Genomic DNA, 19100 nt, shown 5'->3' with positions numbered 1-19100 from the left:
ACATGGCCAAGATCGAAAAGATAGAGTTGCGGATGGTGGACCTTGTGCCCAAGGTCAAGCGCACCGACGCTATCCAAAGTTTCGTCAGCCAGGAAACGCCAATCGTGACGATCACCGATTCCGACGGCGCGGTCGGCACCGGCTACAGCTACACGATCGGCACTGGCGGTTCCTCGGTGATGCGGCTCTTGTGCGACCATCTGGCGCCGCGCCTGATCGGCCGCGACCCCGACATGATCGAGGCGATCTGGCACGATCTCGAATTCGCCACGCATGCGACCACGATCGGCGCCATCACCGCCATCGCCATCGCGGCGATCGACACGGCGCTCTGGGATCTCAGGGCGAAGAAGCAGAACCTGCCGCTGTGGAAACTGGCCGGTGGCGCCAAGGACCGCTGCCCGCTCTACACGACCGAGGGCGGCTGGCTGCACATCGAAACGCAGGCGCTGGTCGATGATGCGCTCGCTGCCAAGGCCAAGGGATTTCGCGGCTCGAAGGTAAAGATCGGCAGGCCGCATGGGTCCGAGGATCTTGCGCGCCTGTCGGCGGTGCGCAAGGCGGTGGGCGACGGCTATGAGATCATGACCGACGCCAATCAGGGATTTTCGGTCGACGAGGCGATCCGGCGTGCGGCAAGGTTGCGCGAACTCGACCTCGCCTGGATCGAGGAGCCGCTGCCGGCCGACGACATAGACGGGCATATCAGGCTGTCGAACTCGACGCCGACGCCGATCGCGATCGGCGAGTCGCTCTATTCCGTCCGCCATTTCCGGGAATACATGCAGAAGGGCGCCTGCTCGATCGTGCAGGTTGATGTCGGCCGCATCGGCGGCATCACGCCCTGGCTCAAGATCGCCCATGCGGCGGAGGCCTTCGACATTCCGGTCTGCCCGCATTTTCTTATGGAATTGCATGTCAGCCTGACCTGCGCTGTTCAGAACGGCAGGTATGTCGAGTACATTCCGCAACTCGACCAGTTGACCGGCAAGCGCATGCGCATCGAGGATGGGCACGCGCTGGCGCCCGACGAACCGGGTATCGGCATCGATTGGGACTGGGACGCGGTGAAGAGCATGAGCATCGCCGAATTCACCAAGGCGATCACGGCATAAGGGAGCTGATATGCAGCGGATGGGATTTGTACTGGGGCTAAAACCGGAAAAGGTCGAGGAATATGTCCGCCTGCACGCCGCTGTCTGGCCTGACGTGCTGACAATGATTTCGGCCTGCAACATCAAGAACTACTCGATCTACCTGAAAAGGCCGGAGAACCTGCTGTTTTCCAATTTCGAATACCATGGCACCGATTATGCCGCCGACATGGCCAAGATGGGCGCTGATCCCAGGACGCAGGAGTGGTGGGCGGTCTGCATACCTTGTCAGGAGCCGCTGGCGACACGCAAGGAGGGCGAGTGGTGGGCCGAGATGGACGAGGTTTTTCACCATGACTGAAGGGACTGAGGGCGGTTTCGACCCTGCCTCGCTCGTCCAGTCCTGGCCCAAACCCTCAAAGTCCCGGCCGATCGTCACCTTCGGCGCCGGCTCCATCGTCGGCGATGCGCATTTTCCCGCGTACCGGAAGGCGGGATTTCAGATCGCCGGCCTCTATGATCCGGACCAGGCCAAGGCGCGGGTCCTGGCCGACACATGGGGTGTGACGGCGTTCCGTTCGGCGGAAGAAGCCGCTGCAGTGAAGGACGCGATCTTCGATCTGGCAACGCCACCGGGGCGGCATGCCGAGATCCTGAAGGCTCTGCCCGACGGTGCGTTCGCACTGATCCAGAAGCCGATGGGCAACTATCTCGGCGAAGCAACCGAAATCCTCGAAATCTGCCGCGCCAAGAAGCTCAAGGCGGCGGTGAATTTCCAGCTGCGCTTCGCGCCGATGATGCTGGCGCTGAAGGACGCAATCGCCAAGGGTTGGCTCGGCGAGGTCGTCGACTTCGACGCCTGGCTGGCGCTGGCGACGCCGTGGCAGTTGTGGGAATTCCTGCTCAAGGCGCCGCGCGTCGAGATCGCCATGCACTCGATCCACTATCTCGACCTGATCCGGCAATTGCTCGGCGATCCCAAGGGCGTGCATGCCAAGACGCTTGGCCACCCCAACCATAAGGTGGCGCAGACGCGCACCAGTGCCATTCTCGACTATGGCGACACGGTGCGCTGCGCGCTGTCGATCAACCACGACCACAAGTTCGGGCGCCGGCACCAGGCCTGCGAGTTTCGCATCAGCGGCACCGAGGGTGCGGCCTATCTGAAGCTCGGCCTCAACCTCGACTATCCCAAGGGCGAGCCGGATATTCTGGAGATCTATCCGAAAGGCGGGAGCGATTGGATATCAGTGCCTTTGGCCGGCGAATGGTTTCCCGACGCCTTCGTCGGCCGCATGGCCAATGTCCAGCGCTTTGCATCAGGCGAAGACGATGAGTTGATCAGCTCGGTCGACGACGCCTGGAACACAATGGCGCTGGTGGAAGCGGCCTATCGTTCGAGCGCGGCGCCTGCGACGCCGATCGCGGAAAGGCCCTGATGGAACAGATCACCTATTTCGAGGACTACGAGATCGGCTCGTCACGCCTCACCAGCGGCCGCACCATCACCGAGACCGACTTCATCGTTCATGCCGGCCACACCGGCGATTTCTTCCCGCACCACATGGACGCCGAATTCATGAAGGCGACGCCGTTCGGCCAGCGCATCGCGCATGGCACGCTGGTGTTCTCGGTCGGCATCGGGCTGACGGCGAACGTGATCAACCCTGTCGCCTTTTCCTATGGCTATGACCGGCTGCGCTTCATCAAGCCGGTGTTCATCGGCGACACGATCCGTACGCGCACCACCATCGTGGCCAAGGAGGACGATCCGAAGCGGCCTGGGTCGGGACGCGTGATCGAGCGATGCGAGGTCATCAACCAGCGCGGCGAGGTGGTGCTGGCGGCCGACCATATCTACATCGTCGAACGGCAGCCGGCGCAGAGCTGAGCTTCAGCGCCTACGAACCGGTGGCACGCTTGGTGATGCGCTCCAGCCCAAGCAGCAGGACCAGCGTCGCCGCCACCAGGATCATGGTGAGCGCGGCCCCGGCAAAGATGTCACCACGATCGGTGAGCGAGAAGATCGACACCGGCAGCGTCACCCAGCCCGGCGGATAGACCATCACGGTCGCGCCAAGCTCGCCCATGGAGAGCGCGAAGCTCAGTCCGAAGGCTGCAACCAGGTAAGGCGCGAGCAAGGGCAGCGTGACATGCCAGAGCCGGTAGGCTGGCCTCGCGCCAAGGCTTGACGCGACCTGCTCGAAGTCGGGCGACAGCCGCGCAAGTCCCGCCGAGACGTTGCCGAAGGTGAAAGCCGAGATCAGCACGAAATGCGCGATCATGACGATTGCGATCGTGCCGTTGAGCAACAGCGGCGGATGGCTGAACGCAACCAGCAGGCCGAGGCCGACGGACACCGACGGCACGGCGCTCGGGATGAAGAACAAGAGGCCGAGCAGCCGCTTCAAGGCCGGCCCTTGCAGGCGAAGCGACAACGCCGCCCAGGTACCGCTGACCAGCGCCAATGCGCTTGCCGCGAAGCCCGTGACGAGGCTCGCCTTGACCGCGTTCCAGGCCGCGCCCTTGGCGACATCGGCATAGTGCTCCGTGGTCAAGCCATTGGGAAGCACGCCGTTCCATTGGTCGGCGAGGCTGGACAAGAGGATGACCGCCAGCGGCGCCAGGAACAGCACGCCGAAGATCAGCGCGAAGATCACCCAGATGATCAAGCGGCCGGAGCGCGACCAGACCAGCATGGCTAGACTCCCAACCGGCCGGCGGCAAACCGGTAGAGACCGAACAAGCCGAGCGACAGCGCGATGTTGACCACGGCGATGATGCAGGCGACCTGGTAGGCCGATTCCTGGATCGCCTTGCCGTAGATCAGCAGCGGCAGGGTGATGACGCCCTTGGCGCCGATGAACAGCACGATGCCAAATTCGTTGACGGTGAGCAGCAGGCAGAGACTGCCGCCAGCGACGAGCGCGGGCACCGCCGCCGGCAGGATGACTTGGCGGACAATGCGGAACGGCCTGGCGCCAAGCACGCTTGCCGCTTCGATCTGGCCGCGATCGACCAGCGAAAAGGCGGCGAGCAGCGGCCGCAGGATGAAGGGTGTGTACACCGTGACTTCCGCCAGCACGACGCCCCAGGTCGAATAGAGGAAATCGACAGGCGGCAGCGGCAGCGAGAAGGCCTCCATCAGCCCCGAGTTGAGCATGCCGGCGGAGCCGTAAAGGAAGGTGAAGGCAAGCGTCACCAGGAAGGTCGGCAGGGCGATGAAGGTGTCGATCAGCCGGGCTACGAAGCCGCTGCCGGGAAACGGCACGAAGGCGAGGATCAGCGCCAGCAGCAGGCCGACGATCAGGCATCCGGCCGTCGCGGTGACCGAGATCGTCACCGTGTTGATGAGCGCGTTGAGGAAGAAGCGCGAATGCAGGACGCGGACGATCTCCGCGACATTGGCGACACCGCTGTCGTCGAGGAAGGCCTGACGTACAATCAGCGCCAGCGGGTAGAAGAACAGCAGCGCCAGCAGGGCCGCCGGCGGCACGATCCACAGCCGGCCCGGCTCTCGCTTCCTGGCCGTCGGAGCACCAATGGCGAGCGCTTCAGACACCGGCGTCTTCCGGAAGAAGCGACGTATCGGCTGGCGCAAAGAACAGCGGTACCTTTGTGCCGGGTTCCGGCAGGGCCATAGGCAGCTTTGTTGCCGAGACGCGCACCGGCGTGCCATCGACATCGAGAACCAGATGGGTGAGTTCGCCCTGCCAGTGCACTTCCCTGAGCGTGCCGACAATGCGGTTGGTGTGCTCGCTGTCTGCCGTGAGGCTCAGATGCTGCGGCCTGATGCAAAGCAGGCTCTTGTCGCCGGCCTTCTCGTCGCGACCGGCACTGGTGAGCACGGCATCACCATGCCTTGCCGTGGCAAAGCCTTTCGGGCCGGCAGCTTCGGCAACCGTCACCGGCAGAAGGTTGGCGCGGCCGAGGAACTCGGCGGTAAAACGGTTTGGCGGGCGGCGATAGAGTTCGGTCGTCGGCCCATGCGAACAGACCCTGCCGTCACGCATGATGGCGATCTTGTCGGCAAGCGTCAGTGCCTCGGTCTGGTCATGCGTGACGTAGAGGATGGTGAGGCCGGGCAGGCTGCGGTGCAGCCGGGCGATTTCCTCAACCATGTTGCGGCGGATCTGCGCGTCGAGCGCCGAGAGCGGCTCGTCGAGCAGGAGCACGCGTGGCCGCACCGCAAGGGCGCGGGCAATCGCGACGCGCTGCTGCTGGCCGCCCGAAAGTTCGCGTGGATAACGCCGGGCAAACGTCGCCATGCCGACGGTGGCGAGCGCATCCTTCACCCGTTCGCCGATAAGCGCCTTGTCGGCGCCTTGTGCCCGCAGGCCAAAGGCGACGTTGTCCTCGACCCGCATATGCGGAAACAGCGCGTAGTTCTGCACCACCATGCCGAGCCCGCGTTCGTAGGGCGGCAGATCGGTCACGTCGGTGGCGCCGATACGGATGCGGCCGCTTCTCGGCCGCACGAAGCCGGCAACAGCGCGCAGTGCCGTGGTCTTGCCCGAACCGGAGGGGCCGATCATCGCCAGGATTTCGCCCGGCGCGATGTCGAGGGTCAGCGGATGCAGGACCACGTGTGCGCCGTAGGCGACAACGACCTTGTCGAAGTGGACGTTGGAACCGGCGCCGCGAACTTTCGCGGCGTCGATATCCGTGACTTCGGAACCCGTGAAGGCGGCTGCCGACATGGCGTTGTTCTCCGGACTGTTTCCTTGGCGGATCAACTTCCGGTCGCTTCGTTCCATTTCTTGACGTAGTCGGGCAGCTTGCTCAGCGCCTCGTCCCAGTTCGGCGACCAGATGGTCAGGCCCTTCATGGCCTCCTGCAGCTTGGCGAAGTTGGCGTCGGAGGGCGTCACGTCCTTGCGGGCGGGCAAGCCGATGGCAATCGAGCTTACAGTCGACTGGGCTTCCTTGGACAGCAGGAAATCGATCAGCTTCTTGCCGTTGTCGGCATTGGGCGCACCGGTGACCAGCCCGATTTCGTAGGGCAGCGCGAAGGTGGAGCGCACGCCGTCAGGCCCCGCCGGCCAGAACACCTTGATGTTGGGATTGTCGGCCATCTGCGACATGTTCATCTGAAGGTCGCCATTGGCGACGTGCAGCTCGCCCTTGTTGACCAGTGCGGTCAGCTTGCCAGTCGAGGCGGATGGGCCGACATTGTTGTCCTGCAGCTTCTTCATGAACTCGAAGCCGGCGTCCTCGCCGCCGAAGGCATGAATGACCTGCAGCATGACGGCGGTGCCGTCACCGGCCTGGCCGGGGGTCGAATACTGGATCTTGCCCTTGAACTTCGGATCGAGCAGATCGTTGTAGCTCTTCGGCGCTTCCGACAGCACGGCGCTGTTGTAGATGAAGTTCATGTAATTGTTGACCAGCGGCCGATACTTGTCGGTGCCACCGTCGATCTGGGATGCGGCCTCCGGCTTGTAGTCCTGCAACAGGCCGTCGGCGGCGGCGCGCTGGATGAAGGGCGGCAAGGTCACAAGCACGTCGGCCTGCGGGTTAGATTTTTCCTTAGCGACGCGCTCGACAACGCCGCCCGAACCTGCCTCGATATACTGAACGGTAACGCCGGTGGCCTTGGTGAAGGCGGCGAATTCGGTCTCGTACCAGCTGCCATTGCCATCATGCAGGCCATCGGCGGAGTAGACGGTGACGACGCCGTCGGCGAGCGCCGGCCCGACGAGGGCCGCCGATGCAAGCAATGCGGCGAAGGCCGCGACCATGGTTGCGTTTCTTGATTTCATGACCAGTTCCCCTTTGATTGAAGGCACATTCTGCGATGCACTAGGATCACCCGGCCTTGGGTCTCTGACGGACGTTGAGCCGGTTGGATGTCTTCGTTGTGACAACTCTGGGGATCGGCGATCGATAAGTAAAATCTATTTATTTTATGAGAGCCAAACTTCTTCTGATATTTGTCACGGAACTGTCGCATCCACGTCGTGGCCATGAATGTGACTGCGCCGGGGGCAGCTATCAGCTTGAAAAATCTCGCTTATCAGCCGAACGCAATACCTGCCGTCTGCGCCCGCAATCGCGGATCATGCGAGCGGACGGTCACCGGCCTGCCTTCGAGGATCTCGAAACACCGCGCGAGCGTGTCGTCCTCGAGCCGGCGCATCGCCTCATGCGTGAAGAAGGTGAGATGCGGAAAAAGGATCACATTGTCGCGACCGAACAGCACACTCATCGGATGGCCTGACTTCGACAGCGGCTCCGCCGAATAGACGTCGAGCCCGGCACCACCGATGCGACCGGCGACGATCGCCTCGACGAGGGCCGCCTCATCGATCAACGCACCGCGCGAGACATTGACGATGATGGCCGAGGGTTTGAGGCAGGCGAGCTCATGCTTGCCGATCAGGCCGCGTGTCTGGTCGTTCAGAACGCAATGGATGGAAATGAAATCGCAGGCGCCCAGCATGGCATGGAGGTCGTCGGCCTTCTCGATGCCGGCGGCGCGCATTGTCGCTGCATCGACAGCGGGATCAAAGCCAAGGACGCGTGCGCGGAATCCCTGGCCTGCAATGCGCGCCATGCTGCGGCCGATCTTGCCGCAGCCGACGAGCCCAAGCGTGGCGCCGGAAATATCACGCCCCAGCCAGCGTTGGTCGGGCCAGATCCAGCCATCGCGCGACATTGCCTGCGTGATCGCAGGCAGCCGCTTGGCGAGCGCGATCATCAGCGCGAAGGCGCCTTCGGCAACGGTTTCCTCGGCATATTCGGGCACGTTGACCACGGGAATACCACGTCGCATCGCGGCGGCGATGTCGATTGCATCGATACCGACGCCATATTTCACGATGCCCTTCAGCCTTGGCGCCGCGTCTATCACCCGCGCGGTGATCGGCGTGTAGCACATGAGCAGAAGATCGGCGTCGGCCACTGCTTTTATGAGATCGGCTTCGGGAATGCCGTCCGGCAACGTCACCAGGTCGACGCCCCTCGCCCGCAAGCCGGCATCGATTTCAGGACATTCGAGTTCGCGATCTGTGCGGACGGCCTTCATGTCAGGCCGCCAGCACCGCGGCCTCGACGATGTCGAGCGCCCGGTCGAGATCGGTCTTTGAAATGACCAATGGCGGCGAGAGTGTCAGCACGTTGCCTTGGCTGACCTTGAAGCTCAGTCCCTGTTCCAGGCAGGCGTAGAAGACGCGTTCGGCGAGGTCGCGTGCCGGCTGGCGCGAGGCGCGATCCTCGACCAGTTCGACCCCGACCATCAGTCCCCTGCCCCTGACATCGCCGACATGGGGCGAACGCGCCATCAGGTCCTGCATCCGTCCAAGCATATGCCGGCCAAGTTCGGCCGAACGCTCGACCAGCCCGTCCTCCAGGATGATGTCGATGGTCGTCAGCGCGGCGCGCGTCGTCACCGGGTTCTTCTCATGGGTGTAGTGACCGATGGCGAAGCCGCCGGTGACGTCGAGGTCGCGGCGCGCGATGACGGCGGCGATCGGCAGGATGCCGCCGCCCAGCGACTTGCCGAGGACGACGATGTCGGGCGTAACGCCGTCATGTTCGTGGGCGAAGAATTTTCCGGTCTTGCCGAGGCCGGTTGGGATTTCGTCGAAGATCAGCAGCGTGCCATGCCGGTCGCAGGCTTCGCGCACCCGCTTCCAGAAACCGGGCGGCGGCGGATTGGGCGTCGCGCGCATCGGCTCGGCAACGACCGCCGCCACATCCTGCTCGCGGCCGAGCACATAGGCGATCATGTTGGCGCAAGCGAGCCCAGAAGCCTCTAGGGAATCGTGGCCATAGGGGCAGCGATAGCCGTCCCAGGGCGCGACATGCTCGGTGCCGGTCATCATCGGACCTGATATGTGCGAGCGAAAGGTCGCCTCGCCGCCGACGCTTGCCGCGCCAAAGCCGGCGCCGTGGAAGGCGTCCCAGAACGACACCGTCTTGAAACGGCCGGTCGCGGCGCGCGCGATCTTCAGCGCGACCTCGATGGCATCCGAGCCGCCGGTGGTGAACAGCACCTTGCCGAGGTCGCCAGGCGCGAGGGCCGCCAGTCTCTCCGCCAGTTCGACGGCGGGCTCGCAGGTAAAGCGGCGCGGCGCGAAGCAGAGTTCGTCGAGCTGTCTCTTGATCGCCGCCACCAATCTCGGGTGGCCGTAGCCGAGATGGTGGACGCTGTTGCCGTGGAAATCCATGAAACGGCGGCCGGCGGTATCCTTGATCCAGATGCCTTCTGCCTTGGCGATCGTCGAGAGGCACGGGCTGGACAGGCTCTGGTGCATGAAGGCGGCGGCATCGCGATCGAGCAGGCCGCGAATGCGGGGATCGTCCTGGCCGGCATCCCAGCGGCCGCGCGCCGCCGTGGTGTTGGAATCGCCCTCTGTATGCACAAGCTCGGATATCGCGGCCATCATCATCTCCGAAACGCGAATGAGGGAGCGTTGGCCGCTCCCTCTGTTTTCTGTCCGTCGGTCGCGCCTGGTCAGGACCAGGGCAGCGAAAATGTCTTCACATTGGTGTAGCTCTTCATCGCTTCGATGACGCCTTCCTTGTAGCCATTGCCCGAATCCTTGATGCCGCCGAAGGGCGACATCTCGATGCGGTAGCCCGGCACTTCCCAGATGTTGACGGTGCCGACCTGCAAGCCGGCAATGTATTTCTGCATGCGGGGAAACGAGTTGGTGCAGACGCCCGACGACAAGCCGAAGGCGGTCGAGTTGGAGAGCGCGATCAGCGCCTCGTCGTCATCGGGCGCGCGCACGATCGGGATGATCGGCCCGAAGGTTTCTTCCATCACCAGTTCGGATTTATGCGGCACGCGGTCGACGACGATCGGCGGCAGCAATGCACCACGACGGCCGGGATTGTAGAGGATGTCGGCGCCTTGCTCAGCGGCCATGTGAACGCGGGTTTCGAACAGTGCCGCCGCCTTCTCGTGGACGACGGTGCCGAGATGGGTGGAGCGGTCCATCGGGTCGCCGAAGCGGATCTTCTTCGCGCGCTCCAGCACCAGCGGCACGAAGCGGTCGGCGATGCTTTGCTGGACCAGGATGCGCTTGACCGCCGTGCAGCGCTGGCCGGAGTTTTTCGTCGCTCCGGCCACTGCCAGGTCCGCCGCCTTTGCCAGATCCTCGTCGGAGAGATCATTGAGGATGATCAGCGGATCGTTGCCGCCGAGTTCCAGCACCTGGCGCTTGTAGCCGGCGGTGCGGGCGATCATCTTGCCGACCGGCACGCCGCCGGTGAAGGTGATCAGATCGATATTCTCGTTGGTGATCATCTCGTTGCCGATGTCGACCGGCCATCCCGTCACCACCGACAGCATTTCCGGCGGCAAGCCGGCTTCGTAGAGAATGTCGGCCAACAGCAGCGCCGTCATCGGCGTCAGCTCGGTCGGCTTGACGACTACGCAATTGTTGGTGGCGATGGCCGGCGCCACCTTGTGCGAGACCATGTTGAGCGGGTGGTTGAAAGGCGTGATCGCCGAGATCGCCTTCAGCGGCTCACGGGTGGTGAAGATCTTGCGCGCCTTGCCGAGCGGGGTGAGGTCGCAGGAGAAGATCTGGCCATCGTCCTGGATGCACATCTGCGCCGACAGCGTGAACACGTCATAGGCGCGGCCGACTTCGTAGAGCGAATCCGTCTTGGAGATGCCGAGCTCGAGCGTGATGAGATCGGAAATTTCTTCCCGGCGCGACGCCAGTGCTTCCGCCGTGCGGAACAGGATCTGCTGGCGCTCGTAGCGGGTCAGCTTCGACCGGTAGCCGGCGGCGATCTCGAAAGCTTTTCGCGCATGCTCGGCACGGCCGGCTGGCACGGTGCCGATAACAGTGTCGTTCCAGGGGTAGCGCACCTCGACGATGCCGTCGGCATCGACCTTCTTGCCGGCGATACGCATCGGCTCGTGGCGAACTTTGATGGCAGGGTCAAGTTGGGTCATGTGAGTCTTCCCTGTGCTCAGTGAGCAACATTGATCTTTTGTCGGCTAGGTCATCGCGTTTCGGCTCCGGCTTCCCCCACTCCGTCGCCGCTTCGCGGCGCCACCTCTCCCCCCTCCGGAGGGAGAGGAAAGCCAAGGCCGGCGAACTCAGCGCCCTTCCTCTCCCCCGTCGATCGGGGGAGAGGTGGCCCGAAGGGCCGGAGTGGGGGTCGACCAGCACCATCATGGACGGCTACACGCTGCTGGCGATCCAACTCACTCAGCCCGCCAGCGCCGCCGCCATCGTCGCGTAGTAGAAGGCGTCGAAATTGCGCAAGGTCGGCTCATTGGGCAGATCCGGCAGCACGCGGTTGACGATGAACGGCACCTCCTGCTCGGTCAGCCCGCCATGCGAGCGCAGCGGCTCGTTCAGCGCCGCCAGATCGTGGCGATGTTCTGATGTGCCGATCGTCTTGTTCTCCGTCGAGATCAGCACGATGTCGCCGATGCGGTCGGCCGGCAGTTCGAAGCGCTCGCAGGCATCAGGGCTGTCGACGACCAGCATGATGCCGTCGATCTTGGCCAGCCGCGCCATGATGCCGGCCTGATCAGCGCCATCAGGCAAATAGGCGGTGGCGAAAGAGCCGAGAGCGCCGTGATGCACCACATAGGGGTCGGTGATCGGCAGGATGACGCGGGCGGCGTCCTTGCCCAGCCATTCGTCGAGCAGGTCCTGGACGTAGACGACGTCGGGCGAACCGTCCGCCTTGTGCTTGGGCTTCATGCCATGGTCGGCGGTGACGACGATCGCCGCGCCCAGCGCATCGAGCTCGGTCAGGTACTTGTCGAACATTTCGTAGAAGGCATTGGCCTGCGGCACGCCGGGCGCATATTTGTGCTGCACATAATCGGTCGTCGTCAGGTACATGATGTCGGGGCGGAATTCCCTGAGCAGCTGAACGCCGGCGGCGAAGACGAATTCCGACAGTTCGGCCGAATAGACTTCCGGCACAGGCAGGCCGAAATGCTTCGAGGCATTGTCGATGCCGTGCTCGGCCACTGTCGTGGTGTCCGACTTTTCAGCCGAGAAGCACAGCGCGCGGCCTTCGTCGAAGGCGAGGCCCTTGCCGAGCAGCGCACGCAGCTTGTCCTTGGCGGTCACCACCGCGACCTTGGCGCCGGCGTCGTAGAAGGCCTGAAAAATGGTCGGCGCGCGCAGGAAACGCGGGTCGTTCATCATCACTTCCTTGCCGGTCTCGCGCTCGTAGAGATAGTTGCCGCAAATGCCGTGCACCGAGGGCGGGCGACCGGTGGCGATCGACAAATTGTTGGGGTTGGTGAAGCTCGGAATGACCGAGTGCGCAAAGCGCACCATGCCCTTCTGCTTGATCCTGACCAGGGCCGGCATCAGCCCGGCCCTGATCGCCTCGTCAAGATAGGCCGGCTCGCAGCCGTCAAGGCAGATGGCGATGGCCGGCACGCGCGGCCAGGCGTAGGTGCGGCCATTGACCGCGACGTTGATGGGAGACATCTGGTTCATCAAAAATCCTCGAAAACGGCCGCTTCAGGCGGCGAGTTTGGCGCGCTCGGCGATTGCCGCCGCGGGTGGAGCGGCGGTGTCGACGCCCATTTCATCAAGCGATTGCGCCGCCGCCTCGACGACGCGGCGCATGACATGTTCGTCCATCTGGCCGATGCAGCCGACGCGGAAGGAATCCACGACCGTCAGTTTGCCGGGATAGATGATGAAGCCCTTGTCCTTCATCAGTTCGTAGAAACGATCGAAGGCGAAGTTGGCGTGGGCCGGGTTGAAGAAGGTGACGATGATCGGCGACAGCCAGCGGTCCCTAAGCAGCGTCTCGAAGCCGAGTTCGCGCATGCCCGCCACCATGACGTCGCGGTTCTTGACATAGCGGGCGCCACGGCCGGCGACGCCACCTTCAGCCTCGTGCTGGCGCAGCGCCTCCAGGAAGGCGGCGACGACATGCGTCGGCGGCGTGTAGCGCCACTGGCCGGTCTTGTTCATGTGCGCCCATTGCGCGTGAACGTCGAGCGACAGGGAATGGCTGCGCCCCTTGGCTGCTTCGAGTTCGCTCTTGCGGGCGATGATGAAGCCGAAGCCGGGCACGCCCTCGATGCATTTGTTGGCCGACGACACCATCGCCTCGTAACGGATCTCGTTGACGTCGAGCGCGACTGCGCCGAAGGCACTCATGGAATCGACCAGCAGTTTGCGACCCTTGGCATGGACTGCTTCGGCGATCTCGGCGACAGGGTTCAAAATGCCGGAGCTGGTCTCGCAATGAATGGCGATGACATGCGTGATCGCAGGATCAGCCTCGAGCGCGGCCGCCACCTCGTCGCCGCGCGGCGGCAGGTAGTCGCCCTTGTCGATCAGCGTATAGGCGCGGCCGAGATACTGCATGGTCTGCGCGGCGCGCAGGCCATAGGCGCCGTTGGCCAGCACCAGAACCTTGCCATCACTGGGCACGAACGAGCCCAGCATCGCCTCGACGCAGAAGGAACCGCTGCCTTGCATCGGCACACAGTCGAACTCGCCTTTCGTGTCGCCGGTCAGCGCCAGCAGGCGGCGGCGCATGTCTGATGTCATGGCGCGGAAGTCGCCGTCCCAGGATCCCCAGTCGCGCAACATCGCCTGCTTGACCGAATAGGCCGTGGTGAGCGGCCCGGGGGTCAAAAGGTAAGGCTCGCCCAGGGCCGGCCTGGCCAGCGGCTCCGCGGCAAATTTCGTCTCGGCAAGCATGATGTCCTCCGACAGGTCGCTGCTTTTTTGATGTGGCGCCATTGTTGGTCCGGACGACGTATTTGTAAAATCGTTATTTTGTATCGATGTATCGATTAGAACGATGAACACAACTGTATTGGACAGGCTGCATGCCGCTCATGACACGGCTGTGAACATGGGAGGGCTCATCCCCAGACATTAGCGGAATCGTTTATTCCGTCCTTTTGGCGAGCCAGGCTTATGATAAGGTACAGGTGGCTTCGAGACCCGAAAGGCACACAGGATGCGCTATGTTCAGCTGCGAGCCTTTCACCAAGTGGCGATCTCCGGCGGCTTTTCGCGGGCCGCCGAAGCACTGTTCCTGACCCAGCCGGCGATATCGGACCAGGTGCGCAAGCTCGAGGAAGAGTATGACGTGCTGCTGTTCAATCGGAACAAGAAGCAGGTTACTCTGACCCATTCGGGCCAGAAGCTGCTCGAAATAACCCACCGCATGTTCGATACCGAGCAACAGGCGCTCGAGCTCCTGACCGAGTCGCGCGCTTTGCGTTCCGGCACGCTGCGCATCGTCGCCGATGCAGCGCACCACCTGCTTCACATCCTCGGCAGCTTCCGGGCCCGCTATCCCGGCGTGCAGGTCTCGGTGCGCGCCGGCAACACCGAGACGGTGATCAGCAGCCTCTACAGCTACGATGCCGATATCGGCGTGCTGGGCGAGGTGCCCGCCGGGCGCGACTTCGAGGTGCTGAAACTGAATTCGACGCCGATCATCGCCTTCACCTCCATCGACCATCCGCTGGCAGGGAAGAAGTCGCTGACGCTCAAGCAGCTCGCGCTGGAATCGCTGGTCATGCGCGAGCGCGGTTCCAAGACGCGCCAGAAGCTCGAAGACCTGGCGGCGACGTCGAAGGTCGAGCTCAGGCCGGTGATCGAAGCCGAGGGCCGCGAAGCCGTGCGCGAGATCGTCGCCTCGGGCGCCGGCATCGGCTTTGTCTCGGCGGCCGAATTCGGCCAAGATTCGAGGCTCGTCCCGATCACCATCGATGCGCCCGAGACCTTGATGGACGAGGCGCTGATCTGCCTGCGCGAGCGCAGCGGCGGCAAACTGGTGCGCGCCTTTCTCGACATGGCGCGCTCGATGTCGGCGGACTAATTGAGCATGATCTCTTCCGAAAACCGGTTCCCACTTTTCGGGATCATGCTTTAAGCCGCGACCTTGATCTCCACTGCATCGGCCTTCACCCGCTCCGACTTCGGATCATAGGGGCTGCGCAAATGCGCGGTAACCGCATGGCGCACGCCGGCAAGATCGATCTCGAAACGGCCGTTGGCCAGGAATGAAGCATCGACGCCCGCTTCGTGCTCGATCAGCCCGAGCGCCACCGAACGGCCGAGTGTGTGGCCGTAGGCAGCCGAGCGCACCTCGCCGACCGGCTTGCCGTCGCGCAGGATCAGCTCGCCGCCCCACAGCATCGGCTCGGCATCGTCTGTAGTGAACAGCACGATGCGCCTGGTCGGCGCCGCCGAGGATTTCGCGGCGGCGAGCGCATCACGGCCGATGAAGCCGCCCGGCTTGTCCATCGCGACGGCAAAGCCAAGGCCGGCCTGCCACGGGTTGATATCAGGCGTCAACTCGCGACCCCAGGCGCGAAAACCCTTTTCGATGCGCAAGGCATCGAGCGCGTAGTAGCCGGCGTCGGCAAGGCCGAATTCACGACCGGCTTGATGCAGCGCCTCGTAGACGCCGACCGCGAATTCGGTCGGCACGATCAGTTCCCAGCCGAGCTCACCGACATAGGTCATGCGGTTGGCGTAGGCTGTGGCATAGCCGATATCGATTTCTCGGATAGTGGCGAAGGGGAAGCCGGAATTGGAAAGATCCGCCGATGACAGTTTGCCCAGGAGGTCGCGCGAACGCGGTCCCATCAACGCCAGCACCGCATAGGATGAGGTGACGTCGGTCAGTATCGCATGCGCGTCCGCCGGGATATTCTTGACGATCCAGTCTGCATCGTGGACGGCCTGGGCGGAGCCGGTGACGATGAGGAATTTTTCCGCGCCAAGCCGCATCACGGTGAGATCGCTTTCGTAGCCGCCACGCGCATTGAGCACGCCGGTGTAGACCGAAGTGCCGACCGGCACGTCGATGTCGCCGGCGCAGATCCGGTTCAGCACGGCACGGGCGTCGCGCCCCTGGACAAGGAGCTTGGCGAAGGAGGTCTGGTCGAAGATGGCGACGGCTTCGCGCGTCGCCTTCATCTCGCGTTGCACCGCCGCGTGCCAGTTCTGGCGGTCGAAGGCATAGTCGTTCCCGGCTGTCTCTCCTGGACCCGCAAACCAGTTGGCGCGCTCCCAACCCATCTTGGAGCCGAAGCACGCGCCCTTGGCGGCGAGCCGGTCGTAAAGCGGCGAACGGCGGAATGGCCGCGCGGTGTCCAGTTCGCGGTTCGGCCATGGCATGGCGTAATGCAGGCCGAGCGTCTCCTTGACCCGGTCATGCAGCCAGCGCGGATTGTTGTTGAACGAGGCGAAGCGCCTGATGTCGACCGGCCACAGATCCATGGTCGGCGCGCCGTTGACGATCCATTCGGCCAGCGCCCTGCCGGCGCCACCGGCACTGGCAATGCCCATCGAATTGAAGCCAGCGCCGACATAGAAATTCTTCAACTCCGGCGCCTCGCCGAGGAGGAAATTATTGTCCGGCGTGAAGCTCTCGGGACCATTGTAGAATTTCTTGACCTCGGCCTGCGCCAGCTGCGGCACGCGCACCAGCGCGTTTTCCATCAGGATTTCGAACTGGTCCCAATCATCCGGCAGCAGCGCGAACTCGAAATTTTCGGGAATGCCGTTCATGCCCCACGGCTTGGCATGCGGCTCGAAGCCGCCCATGACCAGGCCGCCGACCTCTTCCTTGAAGTAGATGAAGCCATCGGGATCGCGCATGACGGGCAGATCCGGATGCACGCCTTCTATCCGGCCGGTGACGATGTACATGTGCTCGGCCGAATGCAGCGGCACCGACACGCCGCACATCAGCCCGACCTTGCGCGCCCATTGGCCGGCGCAATTGACGACGATCTCGGCGGCGATGTCGCCATGGCCGGTCTCGACGCCGCAAGCGACGCCGTTGCTGACGCTGATACCAGTGACCTTGACCCGCTCGAAGATTTTGGCGCCGCCATTGCGCGCGCCCTTGGCAAGCGATTGCGTGAGATCGGTGGGATTGGCCTTACCGTCTCCGGGCAGCCAGACAGCGCCGACGAGATCGTTTGTCGCCATGACAGGCCACAGATCGCCAGCCTCCCTGGGCGAGATGACGTCGATCTCTACCCCTTGGGCGCGCGCCGACGCAGCCGTGCGCTTCAGCACCGTCATGCGGTCGGCCGTGCGCGCAACTGACAGCGAGCCGCAATTCTTCCAGCCGGTGGCAAGACCGGTCTCGGCCTCCAGTTCGCTGTAGAGCTGCGTGGAATAGCGGATCAGGCTGGTCATGTTGGAATGGCTGCGCAACTGGCCGACAAGACCAGCCGCGTGCCAAGTGGTGCCGCCGCTGAGTTGCCCCTGTTCGAGCACGACAACATCGGTCCAGCCGAGTTTTGTCAGATGGTAGGCGACCGAGCACCCAATGATGCCGCCGCCGACAATGACGATTCGAGCCTGGGTGGGAAATTCATGAGCCATGAGCGTTCCGCCATTTGAAGGATGGCCGGGACATTAGCACGAGAAAACCAAATATCAACCCATAAAGTCACAAAATATCACATCAAGCTGCGACGATGAGTTCTGGACCCTTTTGCGAAAGCGCTTCGGCAAGCGCCAGTTCGGGATTGGCGTCGACGATCACCCCGGCGGCACGTTCGAAGTTGGGAATCCTGAGCGGCGTCAGCTTGCCGAACTTGCTGGCGTCGAGCACGAAATAGGCCTTGCCGGCAAGGGCGATCATGCGGCCGCGCTGTTCGGCTCCGGCGCGGGTGAAGTCGGTCACCTCCCCGTCCGGCGACAGCGCGCCGCCGCCAAGAAAGGCGATGTCGACACGAAAGCGGGCCATCGCATCGAGCGTGTCGATGCCGACAGCCGCCTCCTCGCCGGGGTCGACTTCGCCGCCCAGCATATGCACGCGCATGCCGGGGACATGGCATAGATGCAGCGCTATCTTCAGGCTGGCCGTGCAGATGGTGAGGTCGCGCAGTTCCGATATGGCATGCGCGACGGCCAAAGTGGTGGTGCCGGAATCGAGAAAGACCACCATGCCATCCCTGACCAGCCTGGCGGCAGCCCTGCCGACCGCCGCCTTACCGCCGGCATTTTCCTGGCTGCGCAAGCTCATCGCCGGCTCGCTCGGCTCGAAACGGGCGGCCCCGCCATGCACGATGCCGAGCCTGCCCTGGTCCGAAAGCAACTTCAAATCGCGGCGGATGGTTTCGCGCGAGACATCGAAGAACCCAGCCAGTTCGGCGACGCTGACGGAGCCCTGGGCGCCCAGCCGCCGCAGGATCTCATCATGGCGGCGCGGGGCAAGGGCACGTGCCGGCAGGTGGCTGACGGGAGACATGGCGATCCTTATGTCGAGCGTTGATGTTGCAATATGTGGCAGCGAACCGCCCCACTGGCAACCGCGCGCCATGGCATCGATCGCGGACGGCCCTGCCCCTCGGGCTTAGGATTTTCGCCACCGTCCGCCGCCATCTATCGCATTGACGAGTGTGTCGCTGCCTTCGCGAAGATGCTGCCTCAGAACGCTCACGGCCTTCTTCTCGTCACGCCGCCGGCAAGCGGCCAGCAGGTCGCGATGCTCGCTCTGCGAGCGGGCGCGGTAGTCGAGGTTCGACAGCAGGATGCGGACATAACGGTCGGCCGCGTTGTGATGCGCCTCGATCAGGTCAAGCAAACGACGGTTGCCGCAGGCATCGTAGAGCGAGAGGTGAAAGGCCCTGTTCAGGGCGCCCCAGCGGCCAGCATTGCGCTCGGCGTCGATCTGATCGAGCACCTGCTCGGCTTCTTCAAGCTTGGTGCCGGGCAGGACCGGCACGGACAGCCGGAGCGCCTCGCATTCGAGCAATTCGCGCACCGCATAGATTTCGGCGATCTCGGCACCGTCCATCCAGGCGACATGCGCGCCCTTCGTGGGATGAATGGAAACAATGCCTTCCGCCTCCAATTGTCGGAGCGCGTCCCGTATAGGCATGCGGCTGAAGCCGAACTGGTCGGCCAGTTCATCCTGGCGCAGCGTAGTGCCTGCCTTCAGCGATCCGCTGGCTATAGCCTCGCGCAGGACATTGGCGACCTGTTCCGCCACCGTCTGCGGCCTCTCGATCAGGCCCTCCATAAATCCGCGCAATCGATGCTCCCATGCCACGCGATCGCTA

General features: G+C 63.6%; 17 protein-coding genes. 5 read left to right on the top strand and 12 right to left on the bottom strand.

What is annotated here, in order from left to right; translation table 11 throughout:
- The first annotated feature begins 2 nt into the window (after positions 1 to 2).
- The 4 genes from EN824_RS16710 to EN824_RS16695 are packed head-to-tail and all read left to right on the top strand — an operon-like array spanning position 3 to position 2985.
- A complete protein-coding gene (locus tag EN824_RS16710) occupies positions 3 to 1115 on the top strand; it encodes a mandelate racemase/muconate lactonizing enzyme family protein (protein ID WP_135932537.1) in 1113 nt (370 codons plus the stop codon).
- A 10-nt stretch (positions 1116 to 1125) separates the two neighbouring features.
- On the top strand, positions 1126 to 1455 hold the full coding sequence (locus EN824_RS16705) for an L-rhamnose mutarotase (protein ID WP_135932536.1): 330 nt from the start codon (positions 1126 to 1128) through the stop codon (positions 1453 to 1455).
- Positions 1448 to 2533, top strand: coding sequence for a Gfo/Idh/MocA family oxidoreductase (locus tag EN824_RS16700; protein WP_127870522.1), 1086 nt, complete (start codon positions 1448 to 1450; stop codon positions 2531 to 2533). Before EN824_RS16705 ends, EN824_RS16700 begins: the two co-directional genes overlap by 8 nt.
- Entirely contained in the window at positions 2530 to 2985 is a 456-nt protein-coding gene (locus EN824_RS16695; RefSeq protein ID WP_189522199.1) for a MaoC/PaaZ C-terminal domain-containing protein, read from the top strand. The genes EN824_RS16700 and EN824_RS16695 overlap by 4 nt, the downstream gene beginning before the upstream one ends.
- A gap of 10 nt (positions 2986 to 2995) precedes the next feature.
- On the opposite strand, the gene EN824_RS16690 is transcribed toward EN824_RS16695, so the two are convergent.
- The 9 genes from EN824_RS16690 to EN824_RS16645 form a co-directional block, all read right to left on the bottom strand.
- Positions 2996 to 3793: an ABC transporter permease subunit gene (locus tag EN824_RS16690; protein WP_135932534.1), complete on the bottom strand. Its 798-nt coding sequence runs from the start codon at positions 3791 to 3793 to the stop codon at positions 2996 to 2998.
- A gap of 2 nt (positions 3794 to 3795) precedes the next feature.
- The gene (locus EN824_RS16685; protein ID WP_135932533.1) at positions 3796 to 4656 is read right to left on the bottom strand and encodes a 2-aminoethylphosphonate ABC transporter permease subunit; all 861 of its coding nucleotides are present in this window, start codon (positions 4654 to 4656) and stop codon (positions 3796 to 3798) included.
- Positions 4649 to 5794 (bottom strand): ATP-binding cassette domain-containing protein, encoded by a 1146-nt coding sequence (locus tag EN824_RS16680; RefSeq protein WP_127870519.1) that lies wholly within the window; start codon positions 5792 to 5794, stop codon positions 4649 to 4651. Before EN824_RS16680 ends, EN824_RS16685 begins: the two co-directional genes overlap by 8 nt.
- 32 nt (positions 5795 to 5826) lie before the next feature.
- Positions 5827 to 6855 (bottom strand): 2-aminoethylphosphonate ABC transporter substrate-binding protein, encoded by a 1029-nt coding sequence (locus EN824_RS16675; RefSeq protein WP_135932532.1) that lies wholly within the window; start codon positions 6853 to 6855, stop codon positions 5827 to 5829.
- A gap of 254 nt (positions 6856 to 7109) precedes the next feature.
- On the bottom strand, positions 7110 to 8120 hold the full coding sequence (locus tag EN824_RS16670; protein ID WP_135932531.1) for an NAD(P)-dependent oxidoreductase: 1011 nt from the start codon (positions 8118 to 8120) through the stop codon (positions 7110 to 7112).
- Between the two features lies 1 nt (position 8121).
- Positions 8122 to 9480: an aspartate aminotransferase family protein gene (locus tag EN824_RS16665; protein ID WP_135932530.1), complete on the bottom strand. Its 1359-nt coding sequence runs from the start codon at positions 9478 to 9480 to the stop codon at positions 8122 to 8124.
- Between the two features lie 71 nt (positions 9481 to 9551).
- A complete protein-coding gene (gene phnY / locus EN824_RS16660; protein ID WP_135932529.1) occupies positions 9552 to 11009 on the bottom strand; it encodes a phosphonoacetaldehyde dehydrogenase in 1458 nt (485 codons plus the stop codon).
- Between the two features lie 259 nt (positions 11010 to 11268).
- Complete coding sequence (phnA, locus tag EN824_RS16650; protein WP_135932528.1) at positions 11269 to 12528, bottom strand: phosphonoacetate hydrolase; 1260 nt, start codon at positions 12526 to 12528, stop codon at positions 11269 to 11271.
- Between the two features lie 24 nt (positions 12529 to 12552).
- Positions 12553 to 13752 carry a 2-aminoethylphosphonate--pyruvate transaminase gene (locus EN824_RS16645; RefSeq protein ID WP_135865400.1) on the bottom strand — a complete coding sequence of 400 codons (1200 nt, stop codon included), beginning with the start codon at positions 13750 to 13752 and terminating at the stop codon, positions 12553 to 12555.
- Between the two features lie 265 nt (positions 13753 to 14017).
- On the opposite strand from EN824_RS16645, the gene EN824_RS16640 reads away from it, so the two are divergent.
- Complete coding sequence (locus tag EN824_RS16640; protein ID WP_127275875.1) at positions 14018 to 14887, top strand: LysR substrate-binding domain-containing protein; 870 nt, start codon at positions 14018 to 14020, stop codon at positions 14885 to 14887.
- 50 nt (positions 14888 to 14937) lie between these two features.
- Here EN824_RS16640 and EN824_RS16635 read toward each other — a convergent pair whose 3' ends face one another.
- The 3 genes from EN824_RS16635 to EN824_RS16625 form a co-directional block, all read right to left on the bottom strand.
- Positions 14938 to 17415 carry an FAD-dependent oxidoreductase gene (locus EN824_RS16635; protein ID WP_127275876.1) on the bottom strand — a complete coding sequence of 826 codons (2478 nt, stop codon included), beginning with the start codon at positions 17413 to 17415 and terminating at the stop codon, positions 14938 to 14940.
- A gap of 82 nt (positions 17416 to 17497) precedes the next feature.
- Positions 17498 to 18286, bottom strand: coding sequence for a DeoR/GlpR family DNA-binding transcription regulator (locus EN824_RS16630; protein ID WP_127275877.1), 789 nt, complete (start codon positions 18284 to 18286; stop codon positions 17498 to 17500).
- A gap of 105 nt (positions 18287 to 18391) precedes the next feature.
- Positions 18392 to 19060 carry a GntR family transcriptional regulator gene (locus tag EN824_RS16625; RefSeq protein WP_189343694.1) on the bottom strand — a complete coding sequence of 223 codons (669 nt, stop codon included), beginning with the start codon at positions 19058 to 19060 and terminating at the stop codon, positions 18392 to 18394.
- Positions 19061 to 19100: the final 40 nt, after the last annotated feature.

This window comes from Mesorhizobium sp. M8A.F.Ca.ET.181.01.1.1 (assembly GCF_004792025.1).
Taxonomy (GTDB): Bacteria; Pseudomonadota; Alphaproteobacteria; order Rhizobiales; family Rhizobiaceae; genus Mesorhizobium.
Note: the sequence above shows the minus strand (reverse complement) of the source record. Positions and strands in the feature narration are given on the sequence as shown.